At 46.6% G+C, this 16,200-nt stretch carries 13 protein-coding genes and 1 pseudogene; 5 read left to right on the forward strand and 9 right to left on the reverse strand.

From position 1 onward, the window contains the following. Window positions 1-92: 92 nt before the first annotated feature. The 7 genes and pseudogenes from glmS to hisF form a co-directional block, all read right to left on the reverse strand. A complete protein-coding gene (gene glmS / locus AC58CZ_RS11180) occupies window positions 93-1,937 on the reverse strand; it encodes a glutamine--fructose-6-phosphate transaminase (isomerizing) (protein ID WP_494224505.1) in 1,845 nt (614 codons plus the stop codon). 183 nt (window positions 1,938-2,120) lie between these two features. After that, a complete protein-coding gene (gene glmU, locus AC58CZ_RS11185) occupies window positions 2,121-3,497 on the reverse strand; it encodes a bifunctional UDP-N-acetylglucosamine diphosphorylase/glucosamine-1-phosphate N-acetyltransferase GlmU (protein ID WP_494224506.1) in 1,377 nt (458 codons plus the stop codon). A gap of 166 nt (window positions 3,498-3,663) precedes the next feature. Then, entirely contained in the window at window positions 3,664-4,269 is a 606-nt protein-coding gene (locus tag AC58CZ_RS11190; protein ID WP_494224507.1) for a phosphatidylglycerophosphatase A, read from the reverse strand. A 3-nt stretch (window positions 4,270-4,272) separates the two neighbouring features. Beyond that, window positions 4,273-5,304: a thiamine-phosphate kinase gene (thiL, locus tag AC58CZ_RS11195; protein WP_494224508.1), complete on the reverse strand. Its 1,032-nt coding sequence runs from the start codon at window positions 5,302-5,304 to the stop codon at window positions 4,273-4,275. 29 nt (window positions 5,305-5,333) lie between these two features. Then, window positions 5,334-6,164: pseudogene (nusB, locus tag AC58CZ_RS11200) on the reverse strand (transcription antitermination factor NusB); the annotation flags it as partial. Window positions 6,165-6,379: 215 nt separating this feature from the next. After that, entirely contained in the window at window positions 6,380-6,898 is a 519-nt protein-coding gene (gene ribH, locus AC58CZ_RS11205) for a 6,7-dimethyl-8-ribityllumazine synthase (RefSeq protein WP_057762077.1), read from the reverse strand. A gap of 185 nt (window positions 6,899-7,083) precedes the next feature. Then, window positions 7,084-7,866, reverse strand: a complete 783-nt coding sequence (gene hisF / locus AC58CZ_RS11210) for an imidazole glycerol phosphate synthase subunit HisF (RefSeq protein ID WP_494224509.1) — start codon at window positions 7,864-7,866, stop codon at window positions 7,084-7,086. A gap of 186 nt (window positions 7,867-8,052) precedes the next feature. Between hisF and AC58CZ_RS11215 the strand changes: the two genes are divergently transcribed. The 3 genes from AC58CZ_RS11215 (at window position 8,053) to AC58CZ_RS11225 (ending at window position 10,539) form a co-directional block, all read left to right on the forward strand. Then, the gene (locus tag AC58CZ_RS11215) at window positions 8,053-9,216 is read left to right on the forward strand and encodes a homoserine kinase (protein ID WP_494224510.1); all 1,164 of its coding nucleotides are present in this window, start codon (window positions 8,053-8,055) and stop codon (window positions 9,214-9,216) included. A gap of 72 nt (window positions 9,217-9,288) precedes the next feature. Next, on the forward strand, window positions 9,289-9,618 hold the full coding sequence (locus AC58CZ_RS11220; RefSeq protein ID WP_494224511.1) for a putative signal transducing protein: 330 nt from the start codon (window positions 9,289-9,291) through the stop codon (window positions 9,616-9,618). Then, window positions 9,619-10,539, forward strand: a complete 921-nt coding sequence (locus AC58CZ_RS11225; RefSeq protein ID WP_494224512.1) for a class II glutamine amidotransferase — start codon at window positions 9,619-9,621, stop codon at window positions 10,537-10,539. Window positions 10,540-10,563: 24 nt separating this feature from the next. Here AC58CZ_RS11225 and AC58CZ_RS11230 read toward each other — a convergent pair whose 3' ends face one another. Both AC58CZ_RS11230 and AC58CZ_RS11235 read right to left on the reverse strand, forming a co-directional pair. Continuing rightward, on the reverse strand, window positions 10,564-11,103 hold the full coding sequence (locus AC58CZ_RS11230; RefSeq protein WP_494224513.1) for a YchJ family protein: 540 nt from the start codon (window positions 11,101-11,103) through the stop codon (window positions 10,564-10,566). Between the two features lie 45 nt (window positions 11,104-11,148). Continuing rightward, window positions 11,149-11,865 carry a metal-dependent hydrolase gene (locus AC58CZ_RS11235; RefSeq protein ID WP_494224514.1) on the reverse strand — a complete coding sequence of 239 codons (717 nt, stop codon included), beginning with the start codon at window positions 11,863-11,865 and terminating at the stop codon, window positions 11,149-11,151. A gap of 126 nt (window positions 11,866-11,991) precedes the next feature. Here AC58CZ_RS11235 and AC58CZ_RS11240 point away from each other — a divergent pair, with 126 nt between their 5' ends. Further along, window positions 11,992-13,056, forward strand: a complete 1,065-nt coding sequence (locus AC58CZ_RS11240; RefSeq protein WP_494224515.1) for a DUF3025 domain-containing protein — start codon at window positions 11,992-11,994, stop codon at window positions 13,054-13,056. A gap of 286 nt (window positions 13,057-13,342) precedes the next feature. Continuing rightward, the gene (gene acnA, locus AC58CZ_RS11245; RefSeq protein ID WP_494224516.1) at window positions 13,343-16,180 is read left to right on the forward strand and encodes an aconitate hydratase AcnA; all 2,838 of its coding nucleotides are present in this window, start codon (window positions 13,343-13,345) and stop codon (window positions 16,178-16,180) included. Window positions 16,181-16,200: the final 20 nt, after the last annotated feature.

Below are 16,200 nucleotides of genomic sequence, written 5' to 3' on the forward strand. Positions count from 1 at the left end.
AGTATGATACTTTATTACTCAGTATGAATCTTTATTACTTAGTATGATACTTTATTACTCGCCCACAATTATAATAAAATCAATAACTTATATTACTCAACCGTCACTGATTTGGCAAGATTGCGTGGCTGATCGACATCAGTACCGCGCATCACGGCCACATGGTAAGACAGTAGCTGTATGGGTACGCTGTAGACGATAGGGGCAAGCGTCTCGCAAACTGCTTTAACATATACTACATGTAGGCGGTCTTCAGCATTGATGTGACTATCTTCACTGGCAAAGACGAACAGCTCGCCGTGACGAGCATGTACTTCTTGCATGTTGGCTTTGAGCTTATCGAGCATACTGTCTTTGGGTGCCAGCACGACGATTGGCATGTCTTTGTCAACAAGCGCTAGCGGACCGTGTTTGAGCTCACCTGCGGCGTAGCCTTCAGCGTGGATATAAGAGATTTCTTTGAGCTTCAATGCGCCTTCTAGAGCGATAGGGAACTGTAGACCGCGCCCTAAAAATAAGCAGCTTTTCTTATCTTCAAAGTGCTCCGCCATCGCTTTGATCGGAGCATCAAGGTGCAAGCTGGCATAGAGTTGACCGGGCAGCTTTTGTAGCTCGCCAAGTAAGGTGCTTAGGTTTGCGCTGTCGATACGCTGCTGTACTGCGCCTGTTTTTAAGACCAATAGCATGAGTGCGACCAGCTGGGTGGTAAAAGCTTTGGTCGATGCTACACCAATCTCAGGACCTGCAAGGGTCGGCAAGAATATGTCTGTCTCGCGAACCAAGGATGAGGTAGGCACGTTACATAGTGCTAGACTAACCAGTCCTGCTGGATTTTGTTTTTTGATCTCACGCAGGGCTGATAAGGTATCGGCTGTTTCACCAGACTGAGAGATACAAATCACCAGCGAGTTGTCGAGTACTACAGGATTGCGATAGCGGAATTCACTAGCAACCTCAACAGAGCAGGATAGGCGCATCAAGCTCTCAAACCAATATTTAGCAACCATCCCCGCATGATAGCTAGTGCCGCAAGCGATGATCTGTACATGCTGTACGCCTGATAATTGCGCTTCATTGCGTGCTAAAAAGTCATCACGCAGGGCTGATGCTTGGCGGTTATCAATCGCCATCTCAAGCGTACGCGCGACTGCATCTGGCTGCTCATAGATTTCTTTGAGCATATAGTGCTTGAACTCGCCTTTGTCAGCATTATGCTGCTTGGCATCGATTTCATGCACTTCGCGGCTGACTTCCTCGCCATCGACATAGACTTTAATACTGTCACGGGTCAATTTGGCAATATCGCCTTCTTCTAGGTACATAAAGCGGTTGGTGACTGGCAGTAGTGCCAGCTGATCTGAGGCGATAAAATTTTCACCAATACCAACACCGATGACTAAAGGCGAGCCTAAACGTACCGCGACCAGCTCATCTGGTGTGTCCACGTGAATGATGCCTAAAGCAAATGCACCATGCAGCTTAGGAATCACTGCGCGTACCGCTTCTAGCAAATCATTGGTTTGCTCATAAATGTCATGAATCAGATGCGCCACCACTTCGGTGTCGGTCTGTGAGGTAAACTCGTAGCCTTTAGCGATGAGCTCTTTTTTGAGTTCAGCGTAGTTTTCGACGATACCATTGTGAACGACGGCAATCTTACCAGATACGTGCGGATGTGCATTGCGCTGTGCAGGTTCGCCATGCGTGGCCCAGCGAGTATGAGCGATACCAATATGCCCATCAAAAAAATCGGTACTGGCTTCAACCGCATCGACCAAGGCTTGAACCTTGCCCACTTGACGCTCACGATGTAGCTCACCATCACGAATGACGGTTAAACCAGCCGAATCGTAGCCCCGATATTCTAGACGCTTAAGACCTTCAAGCAAGATATTCGCAATATTGCGTTCAGCAACTGCGCCAACGATTCCACACATGGCTTTTCCTTAAATTTGTTTTTTAATAATTCAATATATGATGGTACAAGACTAGTAAGTGTCGTTAGCTACCAATGCTCAGTTATTAGCTCAAAAGTATGATGAAGCAGTACCACCAAGTTTGCCGTACTGCTTAGGTTTACTCAAGAATGACGGCAATTGATCAAACTTTCGATAAACCAGTTATTTTTTAGTCGGTCGTTGAAAGTCATTTTTTTGTACCTGACGAGCTCGGCCAAATGCTAAAGCACTACTATCAACGTCTTTGGTAATGACAGAGCCTGCAGCGATGGTAGCCGTGTCTCCGATGGTTACTGGCGCGACTAGGCTTGCATTGGAACCAATAAAGGCATTGTCTCCAATGATAGTCTGCGACTTGTTGACACCATCGTAATTACAAGTAATGACACCTGCACCGACATTGACGCCTGTGCCGACAGTCGCATCACCAACATAGCTTAGGTGATTTACTTTACTGCCTTGACCGATTGTTGATTTCTTAATCTCGACAAAGTTACCGACTTTGCTGTTGTCAGACAATATCGTATCAGGACGCAGGTGTGCAAAAGGTCCTATGTCGACACCAGCTCCGATGTCAGCGCGATCAATCACACAGTAAGGCTTAATATAACAAGCATTGCCTATCTGGGCATTTTTGATGACGCAGCCTGCTTCAATATAGACATTGTCGCCTAAAGTGCAGTCGCCTTCAAAGACCACGTTGACGTCAATAAACACATCTTGTCCGGCACTCAACGACCCGCGAATATCCACGCGCGTGGGATCGGCAAATTGAACGCCCGCTTCTTGTAGGTCGGCGACTACCTTGCGTTGCCACGTGCGCTCTAGGCTTGCGAGTTGTTGGCGGTTATTAACCCCTTCAATCTCAAACGTATGCTCAGGCTCAATCGCCGCAATCGTAATACCATCAGCGACGGCCATTTTGACGATGTCAGTGAGGTAATATTCTTGTTGCGCGTTATTGTTAGAGAGCTCTGGCAAATACTTATGCAGTAGGGCGTTGTCTACGCAGTAGATACCACTGTTGATCTCTCTAATATTTTGCTCGTCAGCACTGGCATCTTTTTGCTCAACGATGGCTTCAATGTTGCCGTTTTGGTCACGTTTGATACGACCCAACCCGAACGGATTATCGACAGTCAACGTCAGCATAGACATACCATCAGTATTGGCAGCTTTTAAAGCAGCTAATGTCTGGCAGCTGACCAATGGCACATCACCATACAGAATGAGACTTTTCCCTGATTTCGGTAAATCAGACAGTGTCACTTTGACCGCATGACCTGTTCCTAACTGCTCAGTTTGAGCAACCCAAGTAAACGACGACTGTGTATATTGGTTGGTAATCTCTGACTTTACCTGATCACCGCCAAAACCATGGACAATGATGGTTTCATCAACAGTGAGCTGATTGCAAGTATCTAATACGTGGGCCAATAATGACTTACCAGCTAGCGTCTGCAAAACCTTCGGCTTTGCCGACTGCATACGTGTGCCTTTACCGGCCGCTAAAATAATCACAGAAAGAGGAGATGTCATAATAAGCCTCAAATGTAACAAAATATAATGTTGAATTATAGCGTAAAAACTTGCACAAAAAAAATTATGACGTGCAAGCTTTGTAACTTGAATACCAAAAACTTAAGCAAGCAAAATCAAATACGTAAGATGGCTAAACCGAAGTAATGATTTCCGCGGAATAATATTAAAAAGACATAAACATCATCACCATGATGTAAATAATCGACCAAATCACTGCTGCCATAATCCCTGCAATAATGTCATCCAACATGACGCCAAGGCCGCCCGCAACCTTTTTGTCTGCCCAACCAATCGGTGGTGGCTTTAAAATATCAAATACGCGAAATAGGATAAAAGCAGTCGGTAGCCAGCCCCAAAACATCGGCAGCATCATTATCGACAAGGTATTTTCAGACGTAGGAAATACATATGATAATATATAAGATAACGGCAATAGGGTAATCCACATGCCAGCCCATTCATCCCACACAATATGCGGATCATCGTGTACCTGCATCAACTCAGACGTACGCCCGCAAATCCAAACACCAACCAAACACGACAAAATCGTCAAGATTAAAAAAGGAACGAAACCCAAGCTCATCAGTGGCACACCCACAATCAGACCACCAACCGTGCCCCACGTACCGGGCGCGCGTCGAGGTAGGCCGCTGCCCAAACCTAGTCCGAGCCAATAAACCATGCGGTCAAGCATACTGGCACCGATTGGTAGAGGCGGGCAGTCATTTGCTTGTCGAATATCAGGCTTAGATAAGTGTTGATCAGTCATGGATTAGCCTGTGAAATGTTGATAACCGGTGAGATTAGGCCACGTAGAGAAGGGGGCAGATTGAGTCGGTGTGACTGGCTGATTTTGATAAAACAGTTCAAGACGTGAGTGATTAGGCGATTTGGCATCTGTCGCAATAGAATCTGCGAGCGCAACGACTTCTCCAATACAAGTGACAGGCGTATTAGAAGTAGGTGGTTCAATATGTGCAGGCAAGGTAAATGCCAATTCGTAGTCATCGCCACCCGCTAATTGACATAACAAACGCTCAGATAACTCTACCGTGGCTAGTGACTCGCTACTCGGTAATTGATCTAAATGAATACGCATACTGACTGAGCTTTGCTGACAGATATGTCCAAGATCTTGATAAAGACCGTCAGAGATATCGATCATCGAGGTCGCGCCAGCTTGTGCCAAGGCGGCACCTAAGGCAATGCGCGGCGTAGGCATATGCAGTCGGTGCGCCAGCTGCTGACCAATAGGGCTATCGGGGTGCTTGAGAGCATAGGCAGCATCACCGACAGTACCTGATACATAGACTTTATCGCCCACCTTAGCACCTGAGCGATAGACCGCGGGCGTCCCTGTGGCAAGCAATCCCTGCGCACTGACACTCAGCACCAATTGCTCGCTACGGGTGGTATCTCCGCCGATCAATGTAACGCCAAACAGCTGGCAAGCATGGAATAGGCCTTTGGCAAATGTCGTGAGCCATTCATGATTCGCTAGACGCTCAGGCAATGCCAACGCTAGCAAAATACTATGCGGCGTCGCGCCCATCGCTGCAATGTCTGAAACATTAACCGCGACAGCTTTATAACCAATTTCAAACGCAAGCTTATCTACTTGTGCAAAGTCAGCATGAAAGTGACGTCCCTGAACCAATGTATCAATGCAGCTAACCAAGCGTGATCTTGCTGGCAATGCCATCACAGCCGCGTCATCACCGATACCTTTTTCGATACCCGTTAATGGCGCATGCGTGGCCTGCATCTGTGAGAATATACGCTCAATCAGCTCAAACTCGTTCATAACTAGTCTTAGTCTTTGGTATCGTTAGCGTTTTTCTTGCTCGCCTTGAAGTCACTGATATTGGCACTGGCTTTACTGGCACTACTGCGTTTAACGTTAGCTTTGTTAGCACTGATACGCGGCTTATTTGATGCAGTCGGCGCATTATCGATCGCGCTTTCTGTTTCAGCAGCCGCTTCGATATTGTCAGCTACCGTTACTTCAGCCGAACTCGCTTCAGATTGTTTAGCCGCCGCTTTTTGTGACGTGCGTAGGTTGGCATTGGTATCTGCTTGTACCTCTAAAGCACGTAGCTCACCAGCCATTTTATCCAATACTGCATTGATCAGTTTGTGAGCGTCAGTCGCGCCAAAGTGATTATTCAGCTTCATTGCTTCATCAAGCACAACCTTATATGGAATCTCCATACGGTTTTGTAGCTCGTACGCACCAATCAGCAAAATAGCGTGCTCAACGGTATCTAATTTATCAACCTCACGATCGAGATGCTGGCTGATAAGCGCGTCTAGCGCGTCGATCTGCTCTGGGATGTCACGCATCATTTCATGATAGTAGCCGATATGGACGGTGTGCATGGCGTTGGTTGCGCGCGTGCGAGCCGCGATATCATGCGGCGCATTGTCTTTCCAGCCAAGCTTGCCATCTACATCAAAGCGGCGGTCGGTGACGAGCCACTCGTATAGGCCTTGCATGGCAAAGCGGCGCGCCTTACGGATAGCGGTGTGACTGGTCTTGTAAGAAGACTCACTCATATCGAAGGTTTGATCACCTGCACTACTGCTCGCTATACGGGTAGCTTCAGCTTCATTGGCTTGTGCGGTTTTCGCAGCGCGAATCGCGCGCTTGAGTTGGTCAGTCATAGGGGGTCTGTACCTAAATTTTTGAGATGATACCCAGTCAAAATATAAATAACAAAGTAGCTTTTTAGCTTTGTTTATTCAAAATTTTAAAGGGTATAGAAATACGGCGAAAATTCAAAAAATAGCCAGTGTGTTGATAGCTGGCGTCATGTTACAAGGTGCTGCTATTGCTCAATAGCAGCACCAGTTAGACTAATAAATTTGAGCTTTAAGGCTTAAGCTTCATCGATATCATCAATATCAAGCTGTGATAGAACAGCAATCATCTCTAATACGACCATCGCAGCTTCAGAGCCTTTGTTGCCCGCTTTTGTACCAGAGCGCTCGATAGCTTGCTCGATGCTATCAGTAGTGATGATACCGTTGGCAACAGGGATATTATAATCCATTGCCACAGCGCTCAAACCTTTGGCCGACTCGCTGGCTACAATATCAAAATGTGGGGTGCTGCCACGGATGATTGCACCCAATGCCACAATGGCGTCAAAACGATCTGATTCCGCAGCGCGCTGGGCCACAAGTGGTAGCTCGAATGCACCAGGCACACGAATAACAGTAATGTTGCTACCCAATACGCCATGACGAAGTAGGGCATCGATGGCACCATCAACCAATGACTCAACGACAAAACCGTTAAAACGACCGACGACAATACCAATGCGCGCGTCAGCGTTTTGATGCAAGTTACCATCGATATGAGTCACGTCGTTGCGCTGCTGTTGTAAATTCGACATAAAAAATCCTTTGCTTAATAAGCGTTCAATTGAAATATAGGCATCAATAAATAGCTAAATAGTCTGATACGTTCAATCGACTTGGCCGCCTATTATTTTGGCGTTGCTCTAGTTAATTGAACGAAAATAAATGGTTAGCACTATGATAGCATTTTTTTGGGTGTTATTTGTATTTTACGAGCGTGCTACAGACGCATCTGTATCCCTTGCGCTGCCATATAGGCTTTGGCCTCCGACACGGTATATTCACCAAAGTGAAAAATGCTGGCGGCAAGTACCGCATCGACGCCGCCTTCTAACACGCCTTCTGCCAAATGTTGCAGGTTGCCGACGCCGCCTGAGGCGATAACGGGTACATTGACGCGGCTCGTAATTTCCTGCATCAGCGCCAAATCGTAGCCTTTTTTAGTGCCATCACCATCCATTGAGGTGACCAGCAATTCACCAGCGCCCAGTTCAGCCATTTTGCTCGCCCAAGCGACGGCATCGATACCGGTTGGCTTACGGCCACCATGGGTGAAAATCTCCCAACGCGGCACAGTAATCCCATCGACGTTGATGTCAGCGACGCGTTTGGCATCGATGGCTACAACGATACATTGGTTGCCAAACTTCTGCGCGGCTTCACCGACGAACTCAGGCGTAAATACCGCAGCTGAGTTAATTGCGACTTTATCTGCGCCCGCATTGAGTAAATTGCGGATATCAGCGATTTTGCGCACGCCGCCGCCTACGGTGAGTGGGACAAATACCGTTTCAGCCATACGCTCGACCGTATGATAAGTGGTATCGCGCTCGTCATTGGTCGCAGTAATGTCCAAAAAAGTAATCTCATCAGCGCCTTGTTCATTGTAGCGGCGGGCTACTTCGACAGGGTCGCCTGCGTCTTTGATATCGACAAACTGTACGCCTTTGACCACGCGGCCATTGTCAACGTCCAAGCAAGGAATGATACGCTTTGCTAACATAGGGTCTTTCACCTTATAATCAATTCATAGGCGCTAGTCTAGCAAAATCACTGCTATTTCAGGCAGGTTTTCGCAAGATTATTACGCTTTTCACCATCGTTTTATCATGCGCGGTACAATTGCTGTCATTACCGCATCAATTTATTCTATCTAACCTCTTTACCCAATTGCTATAAGTGAGATGTCATGTCCGTCTATACCCAGTTAACCGATGATCAGTTTGCCGCCTTTTGCCAAAGCTTTGGCGTATCGTTTGCCCGCGCGATTCCGATCACTCAAGGTATTAAAAACTCAAACTGGTTTATTCAAACGACTGACGATGTAGACGGCACCTACTCTTACGTGTTTACATTATTTGAAGAGCGTCCGCCTGCTGATATCGAAAAAATGGCCGTTATCCTCAATCAGTTAAATGGCAAATTACCAGTCGCCGCACCGTTAGCCGTTATTGAGTCAAATGGTTCGCAAACAGATGGCGATGATAAACGCTATGTCATCCATTACGAAGACAAAGCCATCACTTTAGTGCCGTGTCTAGCAGGCTCACATCCCGAGCAAACCACGCAAGCGATGTGTCACGATATTGGCGCAGCATTAGCCGTGCTGCATGAGACGCTGCAAGCATTGCAGCCAAGTGAGCAGTATGGCGTACCTTTGTATCCATGGAGCGACGTGCGTGACCGTGAAATGCAGTTCATGCCAGGTGACGAAGCCAAGCTGATGAGCGATATTTGGCGCTCTTATTCAGAATTACCACTGGCCACTTTGCCAAAAGGTCTATGCCATTTAGATATGTTTGCTGATAATACCTTATGGAATCTACAAAAAGGCGAGGCGCGTCTGACAGGTCTACTAGACTTTACCGAAGTCAGCGTCGAGCATTACGTGATGGATATTGCGATCACTATCAATGATTTTTGTACCACATGGGGCGTTGCAGAACAAGGTGAATCCGTTAACTTTGACCGCAGTAAAATGGCAGCGTTCTTACAAGGTTATGAATCGATCCGCCCGCTAAATAACGACGAAAACCGTGCACTACCTGTGATGCTAGCAAAAGCGGCCGTGATTTTTTGGTTATTGCGCCTCAATGTGATTCATTACAACCGTACCGAAGGACGCACGGGTGACAACATCATGGTCAAAAACCCTGACCTAATGAAGCGTCTGGCCGCGTATCACTGGGCACAGGTAGAAAAAGCACAAAATACCGTATTTGTACTATTAAGCAAACCAGACAATCAAATAGTCGGTGTGTTTAGCAGTATTACCCAAGCTGAGCAAGCGCAGGAAACATTAAATAGTAGTGAGTGTGCAATCAAAGAGTATAAGCTTGATCAATTGTCGTAAGCGTTACTTATTCATTTATTCTATTACCAATGCTAGTACTAATTTTAGCACCGAAACCTTAGAGGCGATCCCATGACCGATCACGTTGACAACTGGCACAAACTGGCGCGCTTTGATACCAATATACAAGGCGAGCTGCATGCCAATCTATTACGTAATAACGGCATAACCGTGTCCTTGCAGCCGCTCAGCGCGATCCCTGGTATGAACTCTGGTATCGTTCTCTGGGTAGAAGACACCGACTTGGCAGAAGCTCAGCGCATTTTGGATACCATCCCAACTGATGGTGCCGCTTTGCTTGATGAGATGAGTGATGCTGACTTTGATGCGCTATCTGCCAATCAAAGCAATGCTACTCAAGGCAACTCAATAATAGACGACAATAACGGCGGTACTTTATAAATGTGTCAACTCTTAGGAATGAACTGTAATACCCCAACAGATATTGGCTTTAGCTTTGCAGGGTTTCGCAAGCGCGGCGGTATGACGGACAGTCATGAAGATGGCTTTGGTATTGCGTTTTTTGAGCGTAGCGAATGCAGCAATAATGACAAAGCTAACGATGAGACGGCAAATGACTCAACGGGTCTGCGTTTGTTTCATGATAATCGTCCAAGCCATCTATCGCCAGTCGCTGATTTGGTTAACAACTATCCAATCAAAGCCATGAACGTCATTGCGCATATTCGTAAAGCGACGCAAGGGCAGAACTGTTTGGCAAATACCCATCCATTCGTCCGTGAAGTCTGGGGCGAGCAGTGGGTATTTGCGCACAATGGACAGATGAATAGCGAATTTATCAAACGCTGTCAGCGCTTGCAAGACAACGGCAATGCCGCGCATTGTCAACCAGTAGGCAGTACTGATTCTGAGATGGCATTCTGCTATTTGGTCAATCGTCTAAAGAGTAGCTTTAAATCGCGTCCTGATGACAAGACACTGTTTAATTTTTTGACTACGCAATGTCGCTATCTCTCTGCCAATGGGTTATTTAATTGCTTAATATCCAATGGCAGGTGGCAACTGGCTTATGCGGGCAGCTTGCTATTTTATCTCACGCGTAAAGCGCCATTTGGTGAAGCCAAACTGGCAGACGATGATATGGCGATTAACTTTGGTGATGTGACCACAGACACGGATAAAGTCACGATTTTGGTCACTGTGCCATTGACTGAAAATGAGAAATGGCAGCAATTGGCGGTCAATGAATGCTTAATATTTCAAGATGGTGATGTCATTTATAAAGACAGCCCAAGTCAGCGCAAATTTTTAACAGTGGACGAAGGCATTGCGATTGCAAGGGAAGTTGGGGCGAGTGTTTAGCGGTCAATGGATATCTAACGTTGTTTAAATATAAGCCCCACAACACCGCTTAAACTTCTCACCAGACCCGCAAATACACGGTTGCTTTTGGCTCACTGTCATCGCAACCGTGGGATCTAAAAAATACCAACGCGCATCTTGATTAGTATTGTCTTGTACCTTTACGAAAGTAGACAGCTCATGATGCGCCTGTATTTTTCCTGCTAAATCATTTGTATTATCTTTGGTATTAAAATAAGCCTTAAACTCAACCTGTGCATGTCTTTTACCAAGCTTTGGCTTGTGTTCTACAATCTCTAATCCTGCCCAGTCTGTCTCTTTGGCCCAGCTCTTAATTGCCTGAACGTCAAGCAAGCCTTGCTGCGCAGGTAATGTGGTCTTGACGTTATAGTCCGGTTTAACTAATACAAATGCACTATAGCGCGACCGCATCAATCGCTCAGCATCAGGCGCGGCAAGCGACTCATGATACGGCTGACAGCAGTCTTGATAGGAAAGAGCCGCGTTTGCCGTCTCTGCTGTTGGATTGATTTGGCAAGGGCAAGTATGTAGGGAAGGTTGCATGTTTTACTCTAATTTTTGTTTATGCTCAATGGTTTTATGATAACTTTATTGCAGCATGCCTTTTACTAACTCTGGCAAGATACCGACTTTGAGCTGCGTCCATGCAGAAGGGTCACTCAGTCGTAACCAAAACATCTCAAAAGGCGGGGCGACATATACCAGTAGTGCAAGGATAGTATATAAGAGCAGGTACCACCATTTGTCTTTTGGCTGATAAAATTTCATCGCTGTGCCCGATGAGCGCTTCATTTTCATATTGGACAAATTGACGCTGTATAGCTCGTCTAGTGACAAATGCACTATTGCGCCACCAAATAAAAACAGCCCATAAAACCAACTGGTCGTCAGTGGTAGATGCAGACCATAATAGCTTAGACAGGTTAACCCCAGTCCAAGTATCGCCATATAAGGCACAGAGTGGATGACGCCGCGATGCACCGTCATAGTGGTAAAAATATGAAAGATCACATAGCGCATAAAACCATACCCCGCGAGCCATAATGCGATCAATGCGAGCAAACTCAGATCGCTACGCCAATGCATGACCAGACCAAAAGCAAAGACAAACGAGGTGATATTAAAACCGAGCTTAATCGGTGTTGAATTATCAGAATCCAAGTCTGGTAGTAATCCACCGATGGTACCAAGCGCCACGCATACTAAAAACCCTGAATCATCAATCAAGCCTGCCTTATAAACCGTCAAACTCAGAGTGCCGCTGACCATAAAAGCGACATTTAGGTGGGTATTAAAATTTGCCATAAAACTTGTTCATCCATAGCGCTCAAAAAGACCTTTCGAGCGGTGCATCTAGCTGTAAAAAAGCGCACCATGATACCATAGAGTAGCCAGACATCTAACAGAGATAGCCTTTAAGAGATAGCGCCTATGCCTGCCAGTGATTTACCTACCAAACCTGATTCTACCGCCTGTATTGAGCCGCCGTCTAAAATAGAGGGCACACTTGATAACAGCTTTGCTGAGATTGATTGGCAAGTGCCGTGGCTGTTGCACATTACTCAACGACATTACTTGAGCACCACTATTGAGCACCTTAGTAGACCAAGTCAGCAGATGAATAGCTTAAGTGAATCGGGTAGTTTGGATAATGCAGAAAGTCTAGATACGCATGGTATCAATGCTTGTAACATCAGCACGCCTGACACGATTGCAAAGGTCTTAAAAACGGCGATGCAGCAGCAGGCCAATCATTTAGAACAGCCATTACCGCAGACCAAACCTACCCATAACCAAATGCCTCAAACGCTACAATTTGTCTCTCAAAATGCATTGCCCGATGGCGAAGCTTACGAGCATTTCATCGGTACAACTGGCAACATTCCGACGCGTGACAACTTGCATGACCTATTTAATGGCAGCATTTGGCTGACCTTTCCCAAGACCAAAGCAGTGCTGAATTATTACCACATGCTGGAAATCGCCAAACAAGGCATCAGTGAGCGCCGAGGGCGTGTGCGCGACACTATTACGGTGTTTGATGAAAATGGAGCGGTGCTAGTGACTTCTGATGCTAGTATCGGCGAGGCATTGGTTGATTTTGACTGGCAGTCAAGTTTGGTGAGACCCCGTGATAAATGGGACGATCCAACACAGCCTGATGACAGCGCTCAAGCCGCAGTCTATATCTTTGGGCATGCCTTGCTAGAGCAGTTACTCTATCCGCGCAAACCTTTATGTGCGCACAGCATTGTCATCCATGTGACGCAACGTTTCTTTATCCTACCATTAGCTGAGCGTATACGTTTTTTGGATGACAAAGTTGCCGAATACATGGACACATTATTATCAAAAGATGACGTGACACCGCGCCAGCTTGCGCCATTGCCAATCTTAGGTGTGCCGCATTTGTGGGCAGAAAATGCAGTGCCTGATTTTTATGAAGACAGCTATGTATTTCGCAGTGGTCGACGCCAAAAGAATAAAAAGGAATGAGTCACTCAAGATTGGCTAGCCAAACCTTTGGTACGTTTACGATTGTGCCACGATTTGACAACGTCCAGACGTTAACAAAGCCTCATATGTTTGTTATGGTAAAAGGACGTTTCTGTTAAACAGCAAAGAGATGGTTATCTCTTTTGTTAACACAGAGTCACATCAGACCGTTTTATTAAACTGCTCTGTTGATTAAAGATATATCGATCATCTATTGAGCCACCCGTTATACATAAACTTATAATAATTTATGTCTAGGATCTATAACAACGATAAGGAAGCTATCATGAGTGATATTTTTAATGTAAAAGACACCCTTTCAGTTGCTGGCAAGGAACATGCCTACTACAGCCTGCCCAAACTTACCGAAACTTACGAGCATATCAAAACGCTACCATTTTGTATGAAGGTCGTGTTAGAGAATCTACTGCGTAACGAAGACGGTGGTCAGTCAGTCGGCAAAAACCATATCGAAGCGGTTGCCAATTGGGATGCAGGCGCCGAGGCGTCAAAAGAAATCGCCTTTATGCCAGCGCGTGTGGTATTGCAGGATTTCACCGGTGTGCCCTCAGTCGTTGATTTGGCTGCGATGCGTGATGCAGTGGTCGAGCTTGGCGGTCGTGCTGAGCAGATTAACCCATTTATCCCTAGTGAGCTGGTCGTCGATCACTCTGTACAGGTCGATGCCTATGGCCGCGAAGATGCGCTCGATTTGAACGAAAAAATTGAATTTAAACGCAACAACGAGCGTTATGAGTTTTTGCATTGGGGCAAGCAAGCCTTTGAAAACTTCGTGGTTGTGCCACCAGCGACGGGTATTGTGCATCAGGTCAACCTTGAGTATTTAGCGCGCGTCGTGATGGCAGCGGATGTTGATGGCGAGCTGATGGCGTATCCAGATACGGTATTTGGTACCGACAGTCATACCACGATGATTAATGGTATTGGCGTACTGGGTTGGGGTGTGGGTGGTATTGAGGCCGAAGCGGCGATGCTAGGTCAACCGTCATCTATGCTGATTCCGCAAGTGGTCGGCTTTGAGCTGACTGGCGAGCTAACTGAAGGTGTTACTGCGACCGATTTAGTGCTACGTGTGGTTGAGATGCTGCGTGCGCACGGTGTGGTTGGCAAATTTGTTGAATTTTATGGCGAAGGCTTACACAGTATGCCACTTGCAGATCGTGCCACCATTGCCAATATGGCACCAGAGTACGGTGCAACTTGTGGTATTTTCCCAATTGACCAAATGGCGATTGATTATCTGCGTCTATCAGGTCGCGAAGAAGCGCAGATTGAACTGGTCGAAAAATATGCTAAAGCGCAAGGTTTATGGCACGATGCCGATACGCCAGCGGCGACTTATTCGAGCAAGCTAGAGCTCGATCTATCGTCAGTACAGCCCGCATTAGCAGGGCCAAACTTACCACAGCAGCGTATCAATCTGTCTGATATGCATGAGAAGTTTGGCGAAACGCTAGAAAAAATGACCAAAGATCGCAAGTCAGAAGTCGAAGGCAAAGTACGCTTTGACCAAGAAGGCGGCGAGCAAGAGCAAGCGGAACACTTGGCAGCTGAACCAAAGATCGAAGTCGACACAAGAGACGATGATCTCAAACATGCACCAGCAAATAATGTCTTTTCAAATGTTAGTATCGATGATAAACAGCATAAATTAAGAGATGGTTCTGTGGTCATCGCTGCCATTACTTCTTGTACCAATACCTCGAATCCAGCCGTTATGATTGGTGCCGGTCTGGTTGCCAAAAAAGCAGCGGCCAAAGGGCTTAAAGCCAAGCCTTGGGTTAAGACGTCATTGGCTCCTGGCTCTAAAGTCGTAACTGATTACCTAGAAAAAACCAACCTGATGGATGAGCTAGAAAAAACAGGCTTCTATCTTGTAGGTTATGGGTGTACCACTTGTATCGGTAACTCAGGCCCATTATCAGAAGAGATTGAAAAAGGCATCGAAGAGAACGATTTGCTAGCGGCAGCGGTGCTATCTGGTAACCGTAACTTTGAAGGTCGTATTCACTCGCATGTGAAGGCCAGTTACTTGGCGTCACCACCGTTGGTAGTTGCTTATGCATTAGCTGGTACGGTCGACATCGACTTGACGACCCATCCATTGGCACAAGATCAAGATGGCAACGATGTATTCTTAAAAGATATCTGGCCGACCTCAGAAGAAATCAACGAGTTGATTGCCAATAACATCGACGCTGATATGTTCCGTAAAAACTACGGTGAAGTGTTCGACGGTAGTGCCGCATGGAATGCGATTAGCTCAGCGGATAGCCAACTGTATCCGTGGGATGAAGGATCAACCTATATCAAAAACCCGCCGTTCTTTGATGGTATGACCATGGAGCCAGAAGGTATTCCTGATATCGAAGGCGCACGTATTTTGGGTCTATTTGGTGACTCGATTACTACCGATCATATATCACCAGCAGGTAATATCGATCCAGAATCGCCAGCAGGTAAGTACTTGCAAGAGCGCGGTGTGATGGAAGCAGACTTTAACAGCTATGGCTCACGCCGTGGTAACGATGCAGTCATGACCCGTGGTACCTTTGCCAATATCCGTATCAAAAATACCATGATGGGCGGCAAAGAAGGCGGCTATACTTACTACTTCAAAGACGACAGCGCAACGCTCGAAGATGGTGAAGAAATGGCCATCTATGATGCGGCGATGAAGTACAAAGAAGACAAGCGTCCGCTTGTGGTACTTGGCGGCGCGCAATACGGTTCAGGCTCAAGCCGTGATTGGGCAGCCAAAGGTACGATTTTGCTGGGTGTTAAGGCGGTATTGACCAACTCTTTTGAGCGTATTCACCGCTCTAACCTTGTGGGCATGGGCGTCTTGCCGTTGACCTTTAAAGGCGATGAAGACGCGTCTACATACAACCTCGATGGCTCAGAAGTGCTCAGCATCACAGGCCTTGATAATGGCGAGAGCAAAGTCGCCACCGTCACCGCCACCCGTGCTGATGGCTCGACAGAAATCTTTGAGGTCAATGTCGGCTTACAAACACCAAAAGAGCGCGAATATGTGCGTCATGGTGGCGTGTTGCACTATGTACTGCGTCAATTGGCAAGCGAGAGCAAAGAAGCAGGCTAGTAGTTAGTTATACTCAGTAT

Source organism: Psychrobacter sp. CR212, from assembly GCF_059693765.1.

Coding starts and splice junctions, on each gene's coding strand:
- AC58CZ_RS11230 (WP_494224513.1), bottom strand. CDS start 11,103: ATGCAACCTTCCCTACATACTTGCCCTTGCCAAATCAATCCAACAGCA.
- AC58CZ_RS11190 (WP_494224507.1), bottom strand. CDS start 4,269: ATGACTGATCAACACTTATCTAAGCCTGATATTCGACAAGCAAATGAC.
- AC58CZ_RS11215 (WP_494224510.1), top strand. CDS start 8,053: ATGTCCGTCTATACCCAGTTAACCGATGATCAGTTTGCCGCCTTTTGC.
- glmU (WP_494224506.1), bottom strand. CDS start 3,497: ATGACATCTCCTCTTTCTGTGATTATTTTAGCGGCCGGTAAAGGCACA.
- AC58CZ_RS11225 (WP_494224512.1), top strand. CDS start 9,619: ATGTGTCAACTCTTAGGAATGAACTGTAATACCCCAACAGATATTGGC.
- AC58CZ_RS11220 (WP_494224511.1), top strand. CDS start 9,289: ATGACCGATCACGTTGACAACTGGCACAAACTGGCGCGCTTTGATACC.
- glmS (WP_494224505.1), bottom strand. CDS start 1,937: ATGTGTGGAATCGTTGGCGCAGTTGCTGAACGCAATATTGCGAATATC.
- acnA (WP_494224516.1), top strand. CDS start 13,343: ATGAGTGATATTTTTAATGTAAAAGACACCCTTTCAGTTGCTGGCAAG.
- thiL (WP_494224508.1), bottom strand. CDS start 5,304: ATGAACGAGTTTGAGCTGATTGAGCGTATATTCTCACAGATGCAGGCC.
- AC58CZ_RS11235 (WP_494224514.1), bottom strand. CDS start 11,865: ATGGCAAATTTTAATACCCACCTAAATGTCGCTTTTATGGTCAGCGGC.
- AC58CZ_RS11240 (WP_494224515.1), top strand. CDS start 11,992: ATGCCTGCCAGTGATTTACCTACCAAACCTGATTCTACCGCCTGTATT.
- ribH (WP_057762077.1), bottom strand. CDS start 6,898: ATGTCGAATTTACAACAGCAGCGCAACGACGTGACTCATATCGATGGT.
- hisF (WP_494224509.1), bottom strand. CDS start 7,866: ATGTTAGCAAAGCGTATCATTCCTTGCTTGGACGTTGACAATGGCCGC.